The organism is Microcoleus sp. PH2017_12_PCY_D_A (genome assembly GCF_020738565.1).
Classification (GTDB): domain Bacteria; phylum Cyanobacteriota; class Cyanobacteriia; order Cyanobacteriales; family Microcoleaceae; genus Microcoleus.
Genome location: NZ_JAEQCI010000011.1, coordinates 1 through 21,742, shown reverse-complemented (window position 1 = coordinate 21,742; position 21,742 = coordinate 1). Strand labels below are relative to the sequence as shown.

The following is a 21,742-nucleotide window of genomic DNA, read 5'->3' as shown; positions in this document are numbered from 1 at the left end:
TTTTCTGCGATCGATCCTTATGCAGACAGGATTATATCGAATCGCACCATTGAAGAAACTAAGACTAGCAGAAGTTTTTGCCACCAACTTTACAGAACTTTTAATCAAACAAAGGATTTCTTGACAGTAACTTTATAACTACCTCTAAGTAAAGAGATAGTATGAATACGTAAGGGAAATTAACCGCTAGTAATTACGAAAATAACAGCACTTAAAACTCGGCAACTTTAAGGAGATTCATCATGAAATTAAATCACAGCACCGGAGCAATCGCATTTTTATTAGTAACTCCTTTAGTAACAGGCTTGACTGTAGGTATAGCGCCCAGCAATGCTGCCACAATAGCAGGTTCTGCGGCCGAAGCAAGCATTGACGCATTCAGTCACAGACCCACAGATACAAGTACATCTACTAATACTAATACCTTGGCGATAGCTAACAAAGGTGTTGTGATTAGCGAAGCCAATGCTGAGGCAGTTTTTATATCTAACTGTCACGAATTGCTAGCAGCAAATCTCTCGAAGAGTCAAGTCACAGGTAGCGGCAGCAACTATGTCGGTTTAGCCGAAAGTCAAGCAACAGTTATCGGCGACTTCGATATTGATGCCCAAGAAACTTTTTCCTTCAATTTCCAGACAGTTTTAAATCTTTTGACATCAGTTGAAAACAGCCAATCCGAACGCGCCCGAGCGAGTGGAAGTATATTTTTTGGGTTGATTAACACTGTTACCAACATTCTGTTAGACTCCTTTGAACTTGTCAGCTTTTTAGACTCTTCTGGGGGAAGTTATTTTAATTTTTCCGCCAGCAACAGCTTTCATCCCACAGCAATTAATTTTAAGTTTATGGCGGCAGGAAGTACAGCAGAAAGCCTCCTGTATACTTCTGGGGTGTATTCGCGGACATTTGACAGCGCCACTAACTTAAGATTAGTAGAAGTTAAGAACAATATCGCAGAAGCAGAAGCAGAACCACAAGCAGTTCCCGAACCGAGTACAGTATTAGGTACTTTAACCTTTTTAGGCTTGCTCTTCAAGAGCAGAAAACCCAAGCATAAATTGTCTGAAATCCCATCAAAAGTTTAGCAAAAATCCCCGAACCTCTATGCGTAGGGTGCGCATTGCGCACCTCACTTATCTCTTACAAAAGTTCTTTTAATCAAATTTTGGGACGATGCTGAAACCCCATCCCACAATTTTTTTATTGTGGGATGGGCTTCTATAGCAATCCTAAATCATTTGCATAATTCTTGTAGCGGCTCGCTTGCCCCGTGGTTGCCCGATAGATAGGGGGTAGGCATTCTTGGCACTACCCCTACAAATTTATCTGAATCATTTAAGATTGCTATAGCCCGTCCTAATTATTTTTGCAATTCAACTCTAACCATTACCCATTAGCATCTTCTTCTTTGCCCAAATATGCCTCAATCACGCGAGGATCGGCGCGAACTTCTGCGGGGGTTCCCTCCGAAATTTTAGTACCGTACTCCATCACACTAACCCGATCGCTAATACCCATCACCACCTTCATATCGTGTTCGATCAGCAAAATACTCAAATCCAACTCATCGCGAATCCGGTAAATAAAGCGAGTTAAATCAGCCGTTTCATTGGGATTCATCCCCGCAGTCGGTTCGTCCAAAAGCAGCACTTTCGGATCGGAAGCCAAAGCCCTCGCAATTTCCAATCTGCGCTGGTCGCCGTAGGAAAGGTTTTTTGCCAACTCCGGCGCTTTCTTCATGCCTAAACCGACGAAATCTAGCATAGTCAGGGCTTTTATTTTAGCTTCCCGTTCCTCGGTAATCGCAGTCGGTGGGCGGAGGATTGCACCCAACAAACCTGTTTTCATTCTGCTGTGCCTGCCTACCAAAATATTGTCCAGCACTGTCATATTGTTAAACAAGCGGATATTTTGAAAGGTTCTCGCAATCCCGAAGCTGGTTAGGCGATCGGGCGGTAAACCCGTGATATTCTTATTTTCGAGCAGCAAGTTACCGGCACTCGGTTTGTAGATACCAGTCAGCATATTAAAAAAAGTAGTTTTTCCCGCACCGTTGGGGCCGATCAAACTGGCGATCGAGCCTTTTTCCAAGATTAAACTAACTTGGTTGACCGCTGTCAAACCGCCGAATCGCATTGTAAGTTGCTGTGCTTCTAATAGTGACATTTTGATGGTGTTTCCTAATATTAGTTTTGAACTTCTCGGGTAGGGTGTGTGACTGCAAATAGATTTAGGTGAAGTCTAGCAGGCTTCTGGCGTCACGCACCTTTCTAAATATATGTGGATTTGAGCCTCGAATTTGTTATTGTGGGTAATTTTTGTTACTTGGATTTGGTGGGGTGCGTCAGCAAAAGATTGTTTGAGTTGAGTCTAATCTCTCTCTGACGCACCCTACTGAATTTCTGGGATTGGGTAGGGTGCGTCAGCAGAAGATTGTTTGAGTTAAGTCTAATATCTCGACTGACGCACCCTACTGAATTTTCTAACGTCAGGAGAAGATTGTTTTAGGTGAGTCTAATATCTCGACTGACGCACCCTACTGAATTTTCTAACGTACACACAAAATAGAACTTAAAAAGATTAGATTCCAGGGAACTGAGAGGGCGATATTGTGCGTGCAAATCTGCCGTCGAAAAGTTTTCAATCAGTTTGAGATTTAATTCCTCAGCCAAAGAGGCAATTTGGTCAAAACCAGTAATCCACGGTGCATACATACTTTCGTATTTATCTATGTAATCATTGATATCTTGGTAGCCCGTTGTTCTCAAAATCACCTTCTCTGACATATAATCAAAAGACAATCGAAAACTCTTCACATTGTCGCGAATTTGTTCTAACACAAATATTACATCTTTTTTGGCAAGCAAGGTTGTGTTGCCTTCCCACAAAAAATATGTCTGTATATCGAAATCAAATTCGCTCTGTTTAAGCAAGGAGATTAAACCGTCTTTTACGTAATCGCCGGGAATGTAGCGAACATTGGCCGTAATTTTGTTGGCTTTGAGAGTTTCTTCCTTTAATTGCAGTGTCGCGCGGTCTTCTATTTCAAAATAAGTAGCTTTTTCTCCATTAATTCTCGCAGCGCGAGTATCCAAGCCGGAGCCTAAAATCACTACTTGTTTGCAACCTCCTAAAATTTGATTTGACAAAACATCATCAAAATATTTAGTCCGCAACTTAACCATTTCTTTGGCTGCGGGAGAGTTTTGAGCTATTTTAGCAGCGATTTCTTTTGTTTCCTCATTCAGCCAAATTTTTACTACGTTATCAGTGTAAAGCGGGGCTATTTCTTGGTTTTCTTCTGCTCTAAATTCGGCAACGATAAAAGCAGTACCAGTTACATTGCTCATGGCTAATTCTTCATCCTTACTATTGACTTCTGGCATCAGCTAAAGATTCATTGCTGGCTTCATCCTCAGAATGCAGTTCGGCTTGGTGGATTCGATCGGGAATCAGGCCCTCTGGCCGCACGATCATCATGACAACTAGAGTTAAACCGAACAGAAATAAGCGCAGTTGAATCGGGTCTAAACTGGTTGCTAGAAAGTCTGCTAACTGGGGAATTGCAATCCTGGGAAGTACAAAGGTATTCAGAAAACCTTTGAGGACTTGGGCGAGTTGGGGGAGATAAAGCCGATCGGCAGACATGATAATGATACCGCCCAAAATCACCCCAGTCATGTTGCCCAAACCGCCTAAAATCACCATGCACAGGATGATTACCGACACCGAGAAATCAAAGACGCTGGGGAAAATCGCGCTGATGTAGGCGGCGTAAAACGCGCCTGCAAAGCCCGAAAACGTCGCTCCCATTGCAAAAGCCGAAAGTTTGGTTTTGACCAGGTTGATGCCCATCGCACTCGCCGCTAATTCATCTTCGCGCATGGCATTCCATGCCCGTCCCAAGCGGGAATCTCGCAGCCGCGAAATCATGAAGTAAGCGAAGACTACTAGCAATAAAATTAGGTAGTACCAGGGAAAGTAGTTGCCGGTGCTGAATGTGCCGACGATCGGCAGAGATGGACGCCCGATCGGGTTTATGCCCGCTTCGCCGCCGGTGAGGTTAAAAGGTCGATCGCACCCAACGAGACAAAGCACCAACTCGGGCTTACCCAAAATAGCAGCGACAATCTTCGAGATTGGTTCGTCGATGCGAATCGCGGTTAAATTCCGAAATACCACCGGGATAATTTCGCCAAAACCGAGGGTAACAATTGCCAAATAATCGCCCTTGAGCCGCAGTGTCGGAATACCCAGGATTACGCCCGCAATGCCAGCTACACCGGCCGCGATCGGCAAAACCAGCCAAAAATTCCAAGCAATATTTAACTGGCCGGAAGATAGCAAAGCAGTGGTGTAAGCGCCGATCGCAAAAAACGCCGCATATCCCAAATCCAACAAACCTGCAAAACCCACAGTAATATTCAAACCCAGGGCGAGCATAATAAAGATTTGAATCTGTACTACCGTAGCAATCCAGCCAGTCTTAGCTTGAAGGTCGATAAACGGAAACAGAATTAAGATAAAAGCTAATGTTACCAGAGTAGCCTGTCGCTGCCGTTCTCCCGGCAAACCCTGCAAAGCACCCATTAACGAAGCTGTCAAAAGTGCGATCGTCAAACTGCAAATCCCGTACAGCAGAGTAGCCGGCAAATCCACAGCAGATTGACCGGAAAAAGGTCTAACTAAAACCCCTTCGATCGCGCTAGCAACTAACAGCCAAACGCCCAAACCTAAACCCGCCAAACTGCCGACTGTCGCACCCATTTTCGGGCTGTTAACCTTTTGCTCTTGACAGCTAATGAAGCCCGCAGCCGTGCCCATCAGCCACCCGATGACGGTGCCGCTCCAACCGCCGAATAGCACAACAGTCAAAAAGGCGATCGCCCCTAATATACCGCTCGATTTAATTGCTTGGATTATCTTGTTTGACATAGGAATTAGTCAGTGGTCAGTAGTCAGTAGTCAGTAGTCAGTAGTCATTAGTTATTAGCCAGCAGTCAGCAGTCAGATTGAAGAGCCCTAGGACTCTCAGTATAGATGCCACTGACGTGGGATGTGCAAATTTCTGCCTCGATCAATGCGATCGACTATTTGCTATGGAAACTGCCGATCGGGCTAGCTACAGTTTAGAGTCTTTTGAGTTCGATTATTGCACCAAAAGCGACGAAACTTCAAATATACTGGAACTGTTACCGCCACACAATTCAAAAGGGCGATCGATATATGGTACAAGCTCCTCAAAAAACTATCACCCTGGACGAGTTTTTGCAATTGCCAGAAACCAAACCCGCTAGCGAATACATCAACGGTGCGATCGAACAAAAACCCATGCCACAAGGAAAACACAGTACAATTCAAGGTAGACTGGTCACAGTAGTCAATCATCTCGTACAGAAACCACAAATTGCCCTAGCCTTACTAGAACTTCGCTGCACCTTTGGCGGGTGTTCTATCGTTCCCGATGTCGCGATTTTTGCGTGGAATCGAATTCCCCTTGATGCTGACGGCGAAATTGCCGATACATTTAATACTCACCCAGACTGGACAATAGAAATTTTATCCCCAGGTCAAAGCCAAACCAAAGTCACAAACAATATTTTGCATTGTTTGAATGCAGGTTGTCAGATGGGGTGGTCGATCGATCCTGATGAAAAAAACATTTTAGCTTATCCCGCAGGGGAGCAGCCGATCGCACTGCAAGAACCGACAGATATACTTCCGATTCCCCAATTTATGCCGGAAATGCAGTTGACTTTAGGCGAAGTTTTTGGCTGGCTCAAACCTGGGAATATTTAATTTGATAGCGACGGTTAACTCGATATTTTGCAGGCGGATTTTTCAGGCGATCGCAAATCCGGTATGTTTGCGTACTTCCGGCGAATGAAACGCCAAAACAATGCAATTTTCAGGAACGCCACCTTCCAGTAATTCATCAGTAATCCCGTCTTCCATACCATCATAATGAATCCAGAGTTTGCCGTTGCGAATTTCAACGTGAATGAGGCAATAGTGGAGTCGCTTGTCCCCCTCCCAGCCTTCAGTCATCAATAAAAAATCATTTCGGTCTTCGCTTACAATTACTTTGTTATTAATCTCGGCGTATGTGTAGGGTATGCTGGCATAATACGACAGAATTTTAACAATTAATTCGCGGTATTCGTCTAGTTTATCCATCTGATAATAACCTCCTGAATAGGATCTATAACGATTAGTTTTATTGTTCTATCCTCAAGTACGACTTGCACGATATCCTCCTGAAAGAAGCTGGTATAAATTTCTTCGGTAATTGCTAGATATAGGGCGCGATCTGACTCTCTTTTAGAGAGTATTTTTAAGTACAAACTGTATTGTCCGATCGCATTTTCCCAATCTCTGACTGGAGACTTGCCGACAAAACTTTTGATTTCAACTGCAATTCTTTGTCCCTCGCGTTCGGCTGCTAGTAGCTTTTTAGCTCCCAAATCCACAAATACACAAATACACTGCGCGAACCAAATTGTAGAGTCAGAGGATCGTCTGTAATTGTCCACCCATCCTTTTCTAAAGCAGTCCTTACATTATAATGATAAATGTCTTTTGCCATTTTTTCAACCCAGCACCTTCAAACCTTCTCCTGAACATTTTCTCCCAGCAAACCGCCTGGACGAAAAGCCAAAATCACCACCAAAACCCCAAACACCCAAGCATTAGTCCAGCGACTCGACAAATACTGATCGCTCAAAGACGACAACACCCCAATCAAAACCCCTCCTAACATCGCCCCGACAATATTGCCAATTCCCCCCAAAACGGCCGCCGTAAAAGCTCTCAATCCCGCCGTAAAACCCATCGTAAACACGATCGTATTGTTGTACAAACCCACCAAGATTCCCGCTGAACCAGCCAAAGCTCCACCAATCAGAAAAGTCAGAGCAATAATCTGATCGACATTAATCCCCATGATTTTAGCAGCATCCCGGCTTTGAGCAGTTGCCCGCATCGCCTTTCCCAGACGAGTGTACTGCACAAACACATGAAGCAAAACCATCAATGCTAGCGCCACCACCAACACAATTAAATCCTTAGTGGTAAACACAATACTTGTTTGAATTCCTAAAGCTTTGAGAATATCAACTCGCGGCAACAAATCGGGGAAGCTTTTCGGAGCTGCCGAATTAGAACCCATCACCGGAATAAAAGCTTTCAAGCCTCCCCAAAATAATCCCATATTTTGGAATATAAAAGAAACCCCGATCGCCGAAATTAAAGGAGCCAAACGGGGAGCATTTCGCAACGGCCGATAAGCATACTTTTCCACAACAATATTCAGCCCAGCACAAAATGCCGAACATACAATTAAAGCGACTAACATTACTGGTATAGCAACAGCTAAAGGTGCGCTGTCTTGAATGCCAAAAGCCCCGAACACAGTTAGGGAAGCAAAAGCACCCAACATATACAAATCGCCGTGAGCAAAATTGATTAATTCAATAATGCCGTAAACCATCGTATAACCCAAAGCAATAATGGCAATCAGCGCCCCGTTGACCAAGCCAACTAATAATTGTTGGATCAAAACTTCAGGACTGCTGGCTATTTCTCCAATAATTTTGGGCAAGTCAAATCCGGCGATCGGCCCCAACAACAAAACTATATAAGCGACACCTATATATAAAAGAATACTTTGCCAGTTTTTCATAATTTTGGGGTAATTGGTGATTGGTAAGGTGCGCATTGCGTACCCTACTAAGTGATTGGTAAGGTGCGCATTGCGCACCCTACTAGGTGATTGGTAAGGTGCGCATTGCGCACCTACTAGGTAATTGGGTAACTAAAATTTTTTTTACCCATTACCCATTATCAATTCCCAATTATCCATTATTCCGCCTTCAGCGCGCTCACAAACTCCCACTTGCCGCCTTTAACAACATTTCCTGACATTACAGTCAAGCTCGTGTCGCCGTTAGCGTCAAAACTCCAATTGCCGAGTACCCCGTTAAAATCCTTAGTTGCCAACACAGCATCGCGGATCGCAGCGCGGTCATTTTTGCAGACTTTATTAATTGCGCCGATCGCCACTTTAGCAGCTTCATAAGCGTAAGCTGCATAAGCTTCAGGTTCAGCATTATATTTTGCCTTGTAACCTTCGTACCACTTAGCGCCCTCACCAGTCAATTCCTTAGGAGGCAACCCGCCAAAAGTAGCATAAACACCTTCGGCATCTTTACCTCCAGCATCAATTAAAGCTTGCTCCTTAATGCCGTCTGGGCCCATGAACTTAACTGCATCAGCCGCCATCCCGACATTTCTCATGTCTTTAATTATCTGTCCGGCATTGCTCTGAGTAGTGCCGCCGAAGTAAATCATGTCTGGATTTAAAGCTTTGATCTTATTCATTAGCGCCTTGTAGTCGCTAGCTTTGATATCAATTCCCTCCCTTCCCAGGACTTGAATTCCCAACTTTTTAGCAGTTGCTTCAAAAACATCAGCTATACCTTTACCGTAGAGTTCTTGGTCGTCAAGAATGAAAACTTTTTGCACGCCCAAAGACTTCGCCCAGTTTCCAGCGACAGAACCTTGAAGGTCATCAGCAGGCACAACACGGGTAAAATTGCGAGTGCCTGCGGGATAATAAACGTTCGGTTCTTTGGGTTCGCCTTTTCCCGGTTTGGTCAGTCCCGGATAAGTGTTTGCCGGACTGATCATCACGACGTTAACTTGGTTGAGCACGGGAATGGAAAGTTTGGCTGCACCGGAGTTATAGTGACCGATGACGGCAACTACTGAACCGTCAGCGGCGACTTTGTTAGAGTTAGACGTTACCTGGGACGGGTCCCATTTGCCGGCGGCGGCGGTGGCGTCATCGAGAACTTCGTATTCGATTTTGATTTTGCCGTCGCAAGCTTTCGAGTCGGTTTCGGCTAGTGCTTGTTTGATGCCGTTGACCATTGTTTGAGATTGACCCAAGGCGCTGCCTGTCATGGGGAGCATGGAGACAATTTTGACAGTATTTGGGTCTCCGGGGGTGCTGACAGCGACGGGAGTGGCTGCTGGAGCGACTGCGGGACTGCTTCCGGGAGTGGTTGTGGCGGTCGGTGTTTGAGGACTTTGACAGCTAGCGCACAGAGAGGCGATGCCGGCGGCTACAAGTATTTTCCGCAATCCTGCGACGCCCAGATTCTGTGTGGTGTTGGTTTTTGAGGGTGTGGCACTCTTGCCCCCTGATTTCTGGGAAAAGTTCATGGGTTGGTTCGTTTGTTGGTTGCGTTTTTGCATATTTTTCACTTTAGTCAGTATGTAGTCAAGAGTTAGCACAGATTTTCAAATTTTAGGTCAACTCTTAAAGATACACTGCTGCGACAAGCTCGGGACTTGGGGCAGATATCCTGTCTTCGGGGCGGCGGGGCCTTTGTCCGTGCAATGGGTGAGTTCAGGATTTGATTGCGGTTAAGTAGAGCTGCGATCGCAAATTACAGTCTATGTGTTGACATTGTGTATACAAAAAGTTAAAATATAAATATTCTAGAGCTACTAGCTCTAATTACTGCTCTGTTTAGCCAGAGGTAACTGTTATGAACCCGCCAGCATCTGAAGGGTCAGTCAGCCAGACGCGCGATGTTACAATCAACATTCGAGCTCAGCCTAATCAACGCGATCTAATCGATCGCGCGGCCCAATTACAGGGAAAGAGCCGATCGGAGTTCATGCTTGAATCAGCTTACCAAAAAGCTCAAGATGTTCTTCTAGATCGCTGTTTTTTTGGGTTAGATGAAATTAAATTTAAGCAATTTTTGGCGCTGCTTGATGCACCTCCGACGCCAAATCAGAAGCTCAACGCATTACTAAAAACAAAATCTCCGTGGGATTAGATCGAGATTTAAACAAACTCTCTCCGCCAGAAAAACTGAACTCATTACATCAAATAGAGAGCTTTGATTCAGGCAATAACCAGTTAGATGAATGGCTCAAGCGCCGCGCTCTGAAAAATGAGTTAGAGGGGGCTTCACGGACTTATGTTTTGTGCGATCGCCAAGCAGTCATTGCCTACTATTGCCTGGCAACAGGAGCAGTAGCACAAAGTGCTGCAACGGGTAAAGTCCGGCGCAATATGCCCGATCCGATTCCTGTTATGGTCATAGGAAGGCTTGCCTGCGATCGCAACTGGCAAGGCTGCGGCATCGGACGCGCTCTGCTGCGGGATGCAATTCTTCGCACTTTGCAAGCTGCCGAGATTGCAGGGATACGGGCAATTCTCGTACACGCTATCTCCGAAGATGCAAAGCGGTTTTATGAGAAGTGCGGGTTTACTGTTTCGCCGATCGATCCGATGACACTCATGGTGAAAGTTAGCGATGCCGTTGCTTCACTTTAGCTCAGATGTTATTTGCTCTCGTTGGAGGTTTGCTAGCGCATGATTGAGCTGCAATCAGATTTAGAATACGTGTTGAACGATCGCCTAAAAGTATCTCTCGATGCGATCGCCCAATTTTGCCAGCACTGGAACATTGTCGAGTTTGCCCTGTTTGGCTCGGTGCTGCGGGATGATTTTCGCCCCGATAGCGATGTGGATGTATTAGTTACCTATGAGCCATCCCACCGCCTCACGCTGTCTCATTTATTGGGAATGCAGGAGGAGATCGAGGATTTATTTCACCGTTGTGTAGATTTGGTGGAAAAAAAACAGTTAAAAAATCCTTATCTACGATCGAACATTTTGAAAACCTATCGAGTGATTTATGCAAGCAAATGATCGAGATAGTGTTTCACTTTGGGACATGGCGCAAGCAATCCGTCGGATTCAAGAGTTTACGGCGGATACCTCATGCGAGACTCCGGCTTGAAAATGTTTTTATGCAAAGTGCCGTAGAGCGACAGTTGGGAATTTTGGGGGAAGCAGCTCGGAGGGTTTCGATCGAGTTTCAGCAGTTTCATCCCGAAATTGATTGGCGAAATGCGATTAACTTACGCAATATTTTGGTTCATCGTTATGACCAAGTGAGTTCGGAAGTTATTTGGAATATTGTTACAAGTGTTTTGCCGAGTTTGCTGGTACAAGTAGAGGCATTATTGCCGCCTTTGCCTGATGATAGTTGAGCGATCGCCCACAAACACGTCAAATGTGCGATCGCCCGATCGCCATAGTTCCCAACTGTCAACTGTTTACTGTGTGATTAAAGACGCATCTCTTTTTTCCTTCGACCGATCGACACTAAAATCCTCATAGTACGATCGCTCAGTATTCACATCCCACAAATCGTGCTTTTCCCCAAGCAGATTTCTCACTGCCAGCATCCCCGTCAGCATAGAATGGTCTTGGTTGTTGTATCGGTGCATACCATTTCGCCCGATCGTCTGCAAATTCTCAATCCCAGTCAAAAAACCTTCCAAAACCCGCAAATGTCCGCGATATTCGGCATCGTAAACAGGATAAGCCTTCGGCTGCCTCAGCACCACCCCATCCTTAACATCCGCCATTTTTGCCAAACCCAACTCAGCCAACTCGCGAGTTGCTAACTCCACAAGTTCAGCATCCGACATTTGCCAAAGTTCCTCGCCTTCATTGCAAAAATACTCCATTCCCAAACAAGTTTTGCTCGCGTCAGGAACCAATGCAGCACTCCAATTCTTAAAATTCTGAATCCGTCCGACTTTCACTTCGGGAGAATGAATATAAATCCAGTTGTCAGGAAACAAATTTGGGCGATCGACAATCAGCGATACAATCAAAAAATCTCGATATTTTAGCGATCGCGCCGCGTGCAACACTGGCTCAGGCGGCTGCGGTTTCATCCGTGCTATCAGCGCCGATATCGGCATACTCGTAATGAAATTATCCGCCGAAAATTGAACTATTTCTCCGTTATGCTCAGCAGTAATACTTTTAATTTTATTACCTTCACGCTCAAAGCTAATCACCTTAGTATCGAGATAAACTTTGCCGTCTTTATCTTCCACAGCTTCGGCAAACTTTTCCCACATCATCCCCGGCCCCAAAGCCGGATAGTCAAACTCTTTAATTAACGTTTTGGTATCGTTACTGCCAAACAAAGCATTAATAATCGCTGTTGTCAGCGACAATCCTTTAATCCGCTGCGCCGCCCAATCTGCTTGAATTTCCGAACAGGGAATTCCCCAAACTTTTTCTGTATAAGTCTTAAAAAATGTTTTGTACAAGCGTTCGCCAAAACGATTGATTACCCACTGTTCAAAAGTTTCTTCTTTCGGCAGCGGCCAGATTCTAACTCTCAGATAGCTCAAAATAATTAGCGCACTCTCAATTATTCCCAAATTAAACAGAGTATTGAAGGCCCCGATCGGATAGTTAAAAAATTTACCTCTATAAAAAATTCGCGACAAGCGCGGCACTTTAATAAACTCATTTCCCAGTACCTCTTGCCACAACTGCTGCACCTCTACAACTTTAGTATAAAATCGGTGGCCGCCAATGTCGAAACGGTAGCCTTTGTAGCTTTCGGTGCGAGCTATTCCCCCTACTTTATCCCCTTTTTCCAGTACGACAGGGACGATCCCTTCCTTGACTAGCTCGTAAGCAGCAGTCAAACCCGCAGGCCCAGCACCGACGATCGCCACAGGATAATGTTTCACTCAGCCTACCTCCAGCCTTTTTATAGAACTATACAATTATTTATAACTGCTAAAATTAATATATGCACCCGTGAATACCCTGATAAACTATAGAGCGACTTGAGGCTGAAGGACAATTTGCCTTGATTTATTGAGCGGATACTGGCAACCTAACTTTGCCAGTCAACAGCTTTTTTTGGGATAAGTGGCGAGCCGTGCCGATCGCAAATGCCAGTCCGCTGTAAAAATAGAAAAGCCAGTGCCAAGGAATAGTTTTCAGCGCAAATAAGATACCGTGTTTTTGCTGAAAAAATCGATAAAGCTCTGAATTAATTGCTACTAAGGGTATTGCCAGCAACCCAGCCAATAGCAGAAAGTTGAGCGACCAACACGTCCCCACAACTGCCAGCAGCATTGCATAAGTTAAAACTACACTAATTCGGTTCGATACTTGCAAGTTGAGGTCGTTATTCAATTTGCGATCGCGCCAAATCAGTTCAGTCCAAGGCAGCGCTCGGTAAAAAAAGTCAGCTTTCACCATCCCCACCGCTTCCCAGCGCTTTAAATGCTTGACTTGCAATGTTTTGCACAGTCGAATTTTATAACCGGCTTGTTTCAAACGGTAGCCCAGCTCAATATCCTCGATCGAAGCTTGGCGGTAACTCTCATTAAAGCCACCCATCTGCAAAAAAATTTCCCGGCGAATCACTCCGCACGCGCCCCAAAAAGTCGAAGCTTCTTCATTACCTGTTTGGTGCACGTAGTGGTGGAGCAAGTTCCTGTACTGCGATAGAAAATCTGGATCTCCAGGAGCATCGTCATAGGAACCGATCAAAGCAGCTAAGTATGGATTATTTTTAAACACCGATTTCGCATAACCCACAGCCTCAGGACAAACAGCGACATCAGCATCCACAAAAAACAGAATATCTCCCTTCGCAGCTTGCGCTCCCAAATTTCTGGCTCGGGCGGGGCCGCCGCATTCGGGAATTCTGATGACTTTGGCGCCGAATTCCTTGGCCAGACGCCAAGAACCGTCGCTTTCGCCATCTGCTACTACAATAATCTCGATCGGCTTCGGTCTAGCTTGAGCCAGCTTTGACAAACAGGTGCGGAAGTAAGCTCCCCCATTGTGGACTGGGATAATTACGGATACAGTCGGTTCGTTAGTATAAATCATTACCGAGTTTGTTTTGAATTGCATGGAAAACCAATGATTGAATTTCAATGCTCCTACTTTTCGTAAAGTAAAATCAGCTCTACATTTTTGTTTATAACCCGATTTCTGTTTATCTTCAACTAATTTTTTTGCTGGCAATGTAGGCTGCATTGATCCCCATTCATGCCTGTATTCTAAGCCACATCTGGCTGAGACTCACCTGATGAAGACAACAGCTTTACGAAATCTTTATATATATCATTGTTTTTGTAAACCTTCTAAAAAGCCCCACCAGCCATTGTGTTTCAGAGTATTCCACCGCACAAGAATTTGATCTTTTTCGACCGTAACAAGTATAAAAAGCAACATATGATATACTGAGACTCTCCGGCGATCGCGAGTTGCCCAGTACAGTTGATTTTATATATGCGATCGGCGAGTCACTCCTGCACCAAGTCTGTATCCCGACTGCTATGTCAATGCACATTTGATGAGTTTTGGCAATATATTTCAAATGTACGCCTGCAAATTTTCGACGGTGTGCGATCGACCTTAGCACTTTGTTAACATACCATTAGATCGCTGCCTGAGAAACCAAAATTTTACATCAAAACATTTTTATATTACATGAACAGCACCAAACATAATTTAGAAGAGTCATTAATTTCAGTAATTATACCGGCTTACAATGCTGAGGAATTTATAACTAAAACCCTAGAATCTGTTTTATCTCAAACCTATCAAAACATAGAAATTTTCGTAGTAGACGACGGCTCCACAGATACAACCGCCGAAATTGTCAAATCTTTTGCTCAAAAAGATAGCAGAGTCACCTTATTGCAGCAAGCGAATGCAGGTGTAGCTGTAGCCCGCAACCTAGCATATTTACATTCAAAAGGCGAATACATCGCTCCGATCGACGCCGACGATATTTGGTACCCGCAAAACCTCGAAAAACAAGTCGAATGCCTGACAAATTCTGAACCGTTTGTAGGAATTGCCTATTCCTGGTCACTTGATATCAACGAAGGAGGTTTGCTGACAGGCGGATTTTACAATTCAACTATTGAAGGGGAAGTTCACAATGCCTTAGTTTATAAATATTTCATCGGCAACGCCAGTTCATCTTTAATCCGCCGCACTTGCTTTGAAAAAGTCGGCGGCTACAACTGCAAATTCAAACTAGAAAACGCTCAAGGTTGCGAAGACTGGGAATTGCACCTCCGCATCGCCCAATACTATCAATTTAAAGTAGTACCGGAGTATTTAGTCGGCTACCGACAGATTTCCAGCAGTATGTCTTGCAACTATGCAGCAATGGCAAAAGGTCATTCATTAATTATGGCAGATGTCCGGCGGTATCACTCGAAAGTTCCCGAGAAAGTTTACTGCTGGTCTAGCAGTAATTTTTACATTTATCTAGCTGTCAAAAGCAACCGTAACGGCAATTACCGGAGTACATTGTTTTGGCTATATCGAGCTTTAAAAGAAGATTTTGTGATGGTTTTACTGCGGCATAATTTGTATTTATTGTCAATAGAAAGTTTCGTAAAAATGATATTAGGATCGAGAAGTGAATCGGGATTGGAGTTGAAGCAAACATCGGATTCAAGTGCCGGGACGACAATTGCTGCGATCGAAAAGCGAATGAATATTCACAGAATGTTGCCGTCGCAGGTGTATGAAAGAATGCGGTTGAAGAGTTTGGGAAATCGAGCAGTATAATAATATCACTCTGTGAACAGATACCTAGAGACTGTACATCAAATTTGTCGGTAATCATGTCTTACTCAAAATCTGTCAAAAAGCACGCTCTCCTCGGAGTCCGGCAGGGGTTTAAACCCCTGCCTCAAGGCGAAAGTCGGTTAAAAAACGACTCAAAAACCAGATCGAAATCAGGTTAACTCCAGTCCTATAAAAGAGGACTTTCGCTATGAGACAGGGGGTGAAAACCCCTGTCGTACTGCCAGAATTGCGGTGAAATTCTCTGACTCACAACAGTTAAATCTGTTCGATCGAGCTATCATCTAAGCGTGAGAAGCTGTAGGAGTTTTAGCTTTCGGCTGCTTACCATCCGGCGAAATAGATTCCCCTTCAATAAACGATCGCAACATCCAAGCCATTTCCTCGTGCTGTTCCATCAAACCAGTCAAAAAGTCTGCTGTTCCCTCATCCTTAAACTCTTCGCCGCACTGTTCGATGTGTTCGCGGAGATTGCGAATAATCAGTTCGTGGTCATCAACCAGACGCGACACCATTTCAGTCGCTAAAGGCAAATCGCCGATATGTTCTTTAATCGAAGCATACTTAAGAAAACCCTCAGCAGTACCAATTGGATAGCCACCTAAAGTTCTCACCCGTTCCGCCATAGCATCGATATTTACTGTTAACGCCTGGTAGTGTTCTTCCCACAACTGGTGGAGCGATCGAAACTGCGGGCCCACTACATCCCAGTGATACTTTTTGGTTTTGATTAACAGCAGATAAGCATCTGACAGGTCGTGATTCAACAGTTCGATAACGCCTGCACGTTGCTCCTCAGATAGACCTATGTTTAACTTACGCATTGAAACTGTTCCTTAAACTCTTAGTTTCCATCTATTACAACAAATTTCCTCCGTCAAGTACATCAACCCAGAGGACGATCGCACTTTAGTAAAATATCTCCATCTCAGGTTAAAATAATCGCAATATAGATACCCTTAGATAGATGCAATGAAACTTTTTGTTCCGGGTCGCCTGTGTCTGTTTGGCGAACACAGCGATTGGGCCGCCAGTTATCGATCGCACAATCCCGCTATAGAAAAAGGCTGCACTCTGATTGCCAGTATCCATCGAGGAATTTATGCCGAAGTTAAGCCACATCCGACGCATTTAATTTTTCGCGCTTCTTTGAACGACGGCAAAAAAATTGAGGCTGCATTCCCGATGGATAAAACTGTTCTGCTTGCTGAGGCCCAAACAGGAACTTTTTTCAGTTATACAGCCGGTGTCGCCGCTCAATTATTGGAACGCTACCCCGTACAAGGACTAGAAATTGACAATTATTTAACAGATTTGCCAATTCAGAAAGGCTTGTCTTCAAGTGCCGCAATTTGCGTGTTAGTAGCCCGCGCTTTCAACCGCTTATACGATTTGAAAATGAACGTGCGCGCCGAAATGGAAATGGCTTATCTAGGCGAGACAGCCACACCTTCACGCTGCGGCCGCATGGATCAGGGTTGTGCCTATGGAAATCGCCCGATTATGATGATTTTTGACGGCGATAAAATGGATGTTGTTGAGCTAAAAGTTGCTAAAGATTTGTTTTTTGTCATCGTAGATTTGGGCGCCAGCAAAAACACTCAAGAAATCCTGGGAAGCCTAAATCAGGCTTATCCTTTTGCTGCGAATGAAGTTCAAGCAAATGTGCAGAAATATCTCGGCACGATTAGTTATAAGATTACCCAAGATGCGGCCGCAGCTTTACAGCAAGGAGATGCGGCTAAACTCGGCGAGTTGATGAAAGTTGCTCAGAGGGAATTTGACAAGCATTTAATCCCCGCTTGTCCAGAGCAATTAACTGCTCCCGTCTTGCACGAACTCCTGAATTATCAACCGATTGAGCCTTATATTTTGGGCGGTAAGGGAGTTGGTTCTCAGGGAGATGGCACGGCGCAGTTTATCGTGAAAGATGCAGAAAGTCAACAGCAAGTTATCGATATTGTTGCACGGGATTTTCCTCAGATGGAATGTGTGAAACTTAAAATTAGTTAAAAAAAGCATACAACTCTAGGTAAGCTTCAAATTCTTCAATCTAAAATCTAGAATCCTATGACTGTTCGTTTTCAGTACAGAGTCCGCAAAGCCGTGATTCCAGCCGCTGGTTTTGGCACTCGGATGTTTCCGGCTACTCTGGCCGTGAAGAAGGAATTCTTGCCAATTATCGATCGCACTGGCCGCGCTAAACCGATAATTTTGGCAATTGTGGAAGAAGCTTTGAGTGCGGGAATCGAAGAAGTTGGTATAGTTGTGCAAAAGGGCGATCGCACTTTTTTTGAAGATTTCTTTAAAACTGGGCCGTCTCCCGAACTTTTCCAAAAACTGTCTAAGCAAAATCAGGATTATAGCAAATATTTAGAAGATTTAGGACAGCGCGTTACAATTCTTACTCAAGATGTGCAGGAAGGGTTCGGCCACGCGGTATTCTGTGCTAGAGAATGGACGAACAACGAACCATTTCTCTTACTTTTGGGCGACCACATTTATGCGTCGCAAACTGAAATTTCTTGCGCGCGCCAGCTATTGGATATTTACTCGCAAGTGCAGCAAAGCGTCATTGGTTTGAGGGTAACACCATCTGACGTAATTCATCACTACGGCTGTGCGGCGGGAGTTTGGCAGGAACAAGATGCTGTTTTGTCGGTGACGCAAGTTTACGAAAAGCCGGATATAGAGTATGCGCGGCAGCATTTAAGCGTAGAAGGCTTGGCGGAGGATTTATTTTTATCAATGTTTGGGATGTATGTCCTCGATCCTAAAATCTTTGATTGTTTGGCAGAACATATTAATGCCAATTTTCGAGAAAGAGGTGAATTTCAGTTAACGTCGTGTTTGGATAAGTTGCGGGAGTTCGAGGGAATGGCTGGTTATGTGGTGCGAGGGCGGTGTTTTGACACGGGATTGCCGGATGTTTACCGGCAGACTCTGATTGATTTTCCCATATCTCGGGGGGCGATCGGCTAATATGACTGCGCCCTTGTTCCTATGTTTGTAGTGAGGACTTCAGTCCTCATAAAACGAATAACTGCAACTCGCCATCAACCCCCCCCTGGACAACTCCACAAACCAACCTATATATAGTCGCGATCGACCTTGACGCTGCCACATACCAGTTTCAAACAATAATCCAACTATAGGCAAACTCCAAACCCCGATACCGCTGAGTCCTTCCCCAATCTAAAATCTCAAATCGTCATATCTGCCGCTGCCTCATCAGCTATATCCATTGTTTTTCCGTTGTTAGCCGCCCCAAAATCACTGCTATTGTAACGAAATATTACAAAATAACGCTAAAGCAGCATAGAGGCTTGACAGCAAAGAATTAAGCGGCTAATCTAATATACATACCCGGGTAAGTCAATTCACTGATATGCAAGAAAAGCAAAAAGTTACACTGTATCTTCCACCTGAACTGCATCGCCAGCTCAAAATCAAAGCCGCAGTAGAAACAGAACCGATGTCATCAATTGCAGAAAGGGCAATTGTCTTCTACCTAGGAAACCCCGAACTGGTTGACGAAGTAGAAGCCTCCTACGGACAAACCCACCGGGTGTACACTTGTCCAGAATGCACGGGTTCAGTAGTAATGCGAGATGGAGAACTGGCATCCGTAACAAGTCAGCCGAGCGTATTGGCTGAGCAGGAGCTTCCAGTGAAGCAAGTGTCGGGCGTCAGTGCCAGCACAGCCCAACCGGGAGAGGAAGAATTGGTTCCCTGCTAAGAATGCTTTGCTTCCCCAAAAATCTCTTACTGAAATTTCGTGAAATTTTCAGTAACAGGGCTAAAGGCAGCATTGAGAATCAGCAAAGATAGCACCGTCTCTAGTGGGTCGAGGAATATGCAAGAAGAGATCAGTATTCTAATCCAAGCTCAATATCCTCTGATCTACCTCGTGACATCCGAGGAAGAGCGGTGTGAGCAAGCAATTTCCGCAATAGCTCAAGCTAAGCCGCAGCGCCGAGTCTTTGTCTGGACTGTAACCCAGGGCATGATAGAGTACGGTCAACCTCGTGCAAACACTCAGCAAAGCACCCTCTCGCCGCAGGCAGCTATTGAATGGGCGATTAGGCAGCGCGAACCGAACAGCAACGCTACTATCTATGTATTCAAAGACCTGCATCCTTTTAAAGATGATGCAACTGTAACAAGGTTGTTGCGTGATGCGATCGCCAACTTCAAAGGAACACAAAAGACAATTATACTGATGTCTCCTTTGCAGCAAATCCCGATCGAGCTAGAAAAGGAAGTGGTAGTCTTAGACTTCGCGCTCCCAGACATGGCGGAACTAAACCAAGTATTGTCTAGCCAGTTGGAGCAAACGAAATCGCGACGCATTACCACAGAATCGCGAGAAAAACTTTTAAAAGCAGCCTTGGGATTGACTAAGGATGAAGCTGAAAAAGTTTATCGCAAAGCCCAAGTTTCCACGGGGCGCTTAACCGAAGAAGAAGTAGACATAGTTCTGTCGGAGAAAAAGCAATTAATTCGGCGCAACGGCATTCTAGAGTTTGTAGAAGAAGACGAAACCCTGGATGCAGTCGGGGGTTTAGAAGAACTCAAACGGTGGCTCAAGCAGCGTTCCAACGCCTTTACAGAAAGGGCGAGAGAATACGGCTTGCCCCAACCCAAAGGAATGCTAATTCTCGGCGTACCCGGATGCGGAAAATCGCTGATTGCCAAGACTACCTCGCGCCTGTGGGGACTGCCCCTGCTAAGGCTAGATATGGGTAGAGTCTACGACGGATCCATGGTAGGTCGCAGCGAAGCTAATCTCCGCAACGCCCTCAAAACCGCAGAATCCATCTCCCCAGCTATCCTCTTCATCGACGAACTAGACAAAGCCTTTGCAGGAGGCACTGGTTCGGCCGACTCAGACGGAGGCACCTCCAGCCGGATTTTCGGTTCGTTCCTCACTTGGATGCAAGAAAAGACTTCCCCAGTCTTCGTAATGGCAACAGCCAACCGCATCGAGCGTTTACCCGGGGAATTCTTGAGAAAAGGTCGATTCGACGAACTCTTCTTTGTTGACCTACCGACGAAAGAAGAACGCCAAGATATATTCAAAATTCACCTGTCAAAACGGCGTCGGGAAATTTCTCGCTTCGATTTAGAGCAACTTTCCAATGTTTCCGACGGCTTTTCAGGAGCAGAAATTGAGCAAGGGCTAGTAGCAGCCATGTACGAGGCCTTCGCTCAAGATAGAGAGTTTACGCAGTTAGATATCATCGCGGCCATTAAATCTACATTGCCACTGTCTAAAACCATGACCGAACAGGTCAGCGCCCTCCGAGATTGGGCGAGACAGCGCGCACGGCCCGCTGCGTCTTCCGTCGCTGAATACCAGCGAATGGAATTCTAAAAGCTTTCTCCTGGTCCAAACAGGAGCAAAGGCTAGCAACAGCTAGCAGTTCGATTGAAGAGCCGCCCAGCGGCACCGTTAAATCCAGACCGTTGTTGTTTCTCTCTCAGTTTTATTAGGAGGAAATCCAATGTCTCACTTTAGCACTCTGCGTACCAAAATCACTGATGCCGAAATCCTGAAAGCTTCCCTACGTGACTTGGGTATTTCAGTCAAGTCAGAAGCTGATGTTCGTGGCTATAATGGTCAGCGCGTTCGCTCCGACATCGTGGCGACTCTGGAAGGCGAATACGACCTGGGTTGGTCTCGCAATAGCGACGGTTCCTTTGATCTGATTGCAGACCTCTGGGGCGTTGCCAAAAAGCACAATCAAACTGAGTTAATTAACTCCATCAACCAGAAGTACGCAGTTAACAAGACCTTGGCAGCAGTCAAGCAGCGCGGTTTGCAAAACGCCAACGTCAAGTTGGTAGTGCAAAATTAATAACTCTGCGTGTTTCTAAGCTTGCGGGTTAACCAAATACTGGTTAACCCGTTTTTAGCTAGCTAGGATGTAGAGTGGTTTTTTTAGCCGCTACGCACTTTTTTGCAACCCCAAGCAGCAGCTTTCAATCTGAAAGTTGCTGCTTTTGTGCTTGACTAGCTAATGCTTCTGGCTAGTGTCGGCGGTACTTTTAGCGTCAATCATTTTATGATAAATTTCAACAATTTTTTCTGCCTTTGGCTCCCATGCAAACTCTTTGGCTTTTGCGATACACTTAGCTGACATAACTTCCCGCAAACGATCGTCTTCGACCAAAATCTGAATTTTATTTGTTAACTCCTGAGTAAGATACTCTCTAGAAGTTGGCTCTATTTTGAAACCAGTTTCTTCAGTTACGTATTCGGCGATACCG

22 protein-coding genes and 2 pseudogenes are annotated in these 21,742 nt (G+C 45.0%); 12 read left to right on the top strand and 12 right to left on the bottom strand.

All coding sequences use genetic code 11. The features are described from left to right. Positions 1-242 precede the first annotated feature (242 nt). Positions 243-1,085, top strand: coding sequence for a PEP-CTERM sorting domain-containing protein (locus JGK39_RS01250; protein ID WP_293295491.1), 843 nt, complete (start codon positions 243-245; stop codon positions 1,083-1,085). A 301-nt stretch (positions 1,086-1,386) separates the two neighbouring features. On the opposite strand, the gene JGK39_RS01245 is transcribed toward JGK39_RS01250, so the two are convergent. The 3 genes from JGK39_RS01245 to JGK39_RS01235 all read right to left on the bottom strand — a co-directional run bounded on the left by JGK39_RS01245 (position 1,387) and on the right by JGK39_RS01235 (position 4,935). Further along, positions 1,387-2,166, bottom strand: coding sequence for an ABC transporter ATP-binding protein (locus JGK39_RS01245; protein WP_293246771.1), 780 nt, complete (start codon positions 2,164-2,166; stop codon positions 1,387-1,389). 338 nt (positions 2,167-2,504) lie between these two features. Next, the gene (locus JGK39_RS01240) at positions 2,505-3,386 is read right to left on the bottom strand and encodes a class I SAM-dependent methyltransferase (RefSeq protein ID WP_293246769.1); all 882 of its coding nucleotides are present in this window, start codon (positions 3,384-3,386) and stop codon (positions 2,505-2,507) included. Continuing rightward, positions 3,370-4,935, bottom strand: coding sequence for a branched-chain amino acid ABC transporter permease (locus JGK39_RS01235; RefSeq protein ID WP_293246767.1), 1,566 nt, complete (start codon positions 4,933-4,935; stop codon positions 3,370-3,372). Before JGK39_RS01235 ends, JGK39_RS01240 begins: the two co-directional genes overlap by 17 nt. Positions 4,936-5,226: 291 nt before the next feature. Here JGK39_RS01235 and JGK39_RS01230 point away from each other — a divergent pair, with 291 nt between their 5' ends. Then, positions 5,227-5,799 carry a Uma2 family endonuclease gene (locus tag JGK39_RS01230; RefSeq protein ID WP_293295501.1) on the top strand — a complete coding sequence of 191 codons (573 nt, stop codon included), beginning with the start codon at positions 5,227-5,229 and terminating at the stop codon, positions 5,797-5,799. Between the two features lie 42 nt (positions 5,800-5,841). Here the strand turns inward: JGK39_RS01230 and JGK39_RS01225 are convergent, their stop codons facing one another. The 5 genes and pseudogenes from JGK39_RS01225 to JGK39_RS01210 form a co-directional block, all read right to left on the bottom strand. After that, positions 5,842-6,177: a XisI protein gene (locus tag JGK39_RS01225; RefSeq protein WP_293295489.1), complete on the bottom strand. Its 336-nt coding sequence runs from the start codon at positions 6,175-6,177 to the stop codon at positions 5,842-5,844. Then, entirely contained in the window at positions 6,165-6,533 is a 369-nt protein-coding gene (locus JGK39_RS01220) for an element excision factor XisH family protein (protein WP_366048383.1), read from the bottom strand. Before JGK39_RS01220 ends, JGK39_RS01225 begins: the two co-directional genes overlap by 13 nt. Then, positions 6,533-6,586, bottom strand: a pseudogene (locus JGK39_RS33520) (hypothetical protein); the annotation flags it as partial. The gene JGK39_RS01220 and the pseudogene JGK39_RS33520, both read right to left, overlap by 1 nt. 18 nt (positions 6,587-6,604) lie before the next feature. Then, positions 6,605-7,681 (bottom strand): branched-chain amino acid ABC transporter permease, encoded by a 1,077-nt coding sequence (locus JGK39_RS01215; RefSeq protein WP_293246762.1) that lies wholly within the window; start codon positions 7,679-7,681, stop codon positions 6,605-6,607. Between the two features lie 179 nt (positions 7,682-7,860). Beyond that, on the bottom strand, positions 7,861-9,258 hold the full coding sequence (locus tag JGK39_RS01210; protein ID WP_293246759.1) for a branched-chain amino acid ABC transporter substrate-binding protein: 1,398 nt from the start codon (positions 9,256-9,258) through the stop codon (positions 7,861-7,863). 296 nt (positions 9,259-9,554) lie between these two features. On the opposite strand from JGK39_RS01210, the gene JGK39_RS01205 reads away from it, so the two are divergent. From JGK39_RS01205 to JGK39_RS01190, 4 genes are all read left to right on the top strand, one after another. Further along, positions 9,555-9,851 carry a DUF1778 domain-containing protein gene (locus JGK39_RS01205; RefSeq protein WP_293246756.1) on the top strand — a complete coding sequence of 99 codons (297 nt, stop codon included), beginning with the start codon at positions 9,555-9,557 and terminating at the stop codon, positions 9,849-9,851. Beyond that, positions 9,842-10,354 (top strand): GNAT family N-acetyltransferase, encoded by a 513-nt coding sequence (locus tag JGK39_RS01200; RefSeq protein ID WP_293246753.1) that lies wholly within the window; start codon positions 9,842-9,844, stop codon positions 10,352-10,354. Before JGK39_RS01205 ends, JGK39_RS01200 begins: the two co-directional genes overlap by 10 nt. A gap of 39 nt (positions 10,355-10,393) precedes the next feature. Beyond that, the gene (locus JGK39_RS01195; RefSeq protein ID WP_293246750.1) at positions 10,394-10,732 is read left to right on the top strand and encodes a nucleotidyltransferase family protein; all 339 of its coding nucleotides are present in this window, start codon (positions 10,394-10,396) and stop codon (positions 10,730-10,732) included. Positions 10,733-10,833: 101 nt separating this feature from the next. Continuing rightward, on the top strand, positions 10,834-11,076 hold the full coding sequence (locus tag JGK39_RS01190; RefSeq protein ID WP_293246747.1) for a HepT-like ribonuclease domain-containing protein: 243 nt from the start codon (positions 10,834-10,836) through the stop codon (positions 11,074-11,076). Positions 11,077-11,142: 66 nt separating this feature from the next. Here the strand turns inward: JGK39_RS01190 and JGK39_RS01185 are convergent, their stop codons facing one another. Continuing rightward, a complete protein-coding gene (locus tag JGK39_RS01185) occupies positions 11,143-12,588 on the bottom strand; it encodes an NAD(P)/FAD-dependent oxidoreductase (RefSeq protein ID WP_293246744.1) in 1,446 nt (481 codons plus the stop codon). Between the two features lie 127 nt (positions 12,589-12,715). Continuing rightward, the gene (locus JGK39_RS01180; RefSeq protein ID WP_293246741.1) at positions 12,716-13,747 is read right to left on the bottom strand and encodes a glycosyltransferase family A protein; all 1,032 of its coding nucleotides are present in this window, start codon (positions 13,745-13,747) and stop codon (positions 12,716-12,718) included. A 606-nt stretch (positions 13,748-14,353) separates the two neighbouring features. Here JGK39_RS01180 and JGK39_RS01175 point away from each other — a divergent pair. After that, the gene (locus JGK39_RS01175; RefSeq protein WP_293295487.1) at positions 14,354-15,451 is read left to right on the top strand and encodes a glycosyltransferase family A protein; all 1,098 of its coding nucleotides are present in this window, start codon (positions 14,354-14,356) and stop codon (positions 15,449-15,451) included. Between the two features lie 302 nt (positions 15,452-15,753). On the opposite strand, the gene JGK39_RS01170 is transcribed toward JGK39_RS01175, so the two are convergent. Then, a complete protein-coding gene (locus JGK39_RS01170) occupies positions 15,754-16,293 on the bottom strand; it encodes a Dps family protein (protein WP_293295486.1) in 540 nt (179 codons plus the stop codon). A gap of 148 nt (positions 16,294-16,441) precedes the next feature. On the opposite strand from JGK39_RS01170, the gene JGK39_RS01165 reads away from it, so the two are divergent. The 5 genes from JGK39_RS01165 (at position 16,442) to JGK39_RS01145 (ending at position 21,330) form a co-directional block, all read left to right on the top strand. Beyond that, positions 16,442-17,482: a GHMP kinase gene (locus JGK39_RS01165; protein WP_293295484.1), complete on the top strand. Its 1,041-nt coding sequence runs from the start codon at positions 16,442-16,444 to the stop codon at positions 17,480-17,482. A 57-nt stretch (positions 17,483-17,539) separates the two neighbouring features. Then, the gene (locus JGK39_RS01160; RefSeq protein WP_293246726.1) at positions 17,540-18,451 is read left to right on the top strand and encodes a UTP--glucose-1-phosphate uridylyltransferase; all 912 of its coding nucleotides are present in this window, start codon (positions 17,540-17,542) and stop codon (positions 18,449-18,451) included. A 406-nt stretch (positions 18,452-18,857) separates the two neighbouring features. Then, positions 18,858-19,208, top strand: coding sequence for a hypothetical protein (locus JGK39_RS01155; protein ID WP_193974745.1), 351 nt, complete (start codon positions 18,858-18,860; stop codon positions 19,206-19,208). 117 nt (positions 19,209-19,325) lie between these two features. Further along, a complete protein-coding gene (locus tag JGK39_RS01150) occupies positions 19,326-20,846 on the top strand; it encodes an AAA family ATPase (protein ID WP_293246723.1) in 1,521 nt (506 codons plus the stop codon). A gap of 130 nt (positions 20,847-20,976) precedes the next feature. Further along, complete coding sequence (locus JGK39_RS01145; RefSeq protein WP_096832348.1) at positions 20,977-21,330, top strand: DUF1257 domain-containing protein; 354 nt, start codon at positions 20,977-20,979, stop codon at positions 21,328-21,330. Between the two features lie 159 nt (positions 21,331-21,489). Here JGK39_RS01145 and JGK39_RS01140 read toward each other — a convergent pair. Then, positions 21,490-21,742: pseudogene (locus JGK39_RS01140) on the bottom strand (glycosyltransferase family 1 protein); the annotation flags it as partial.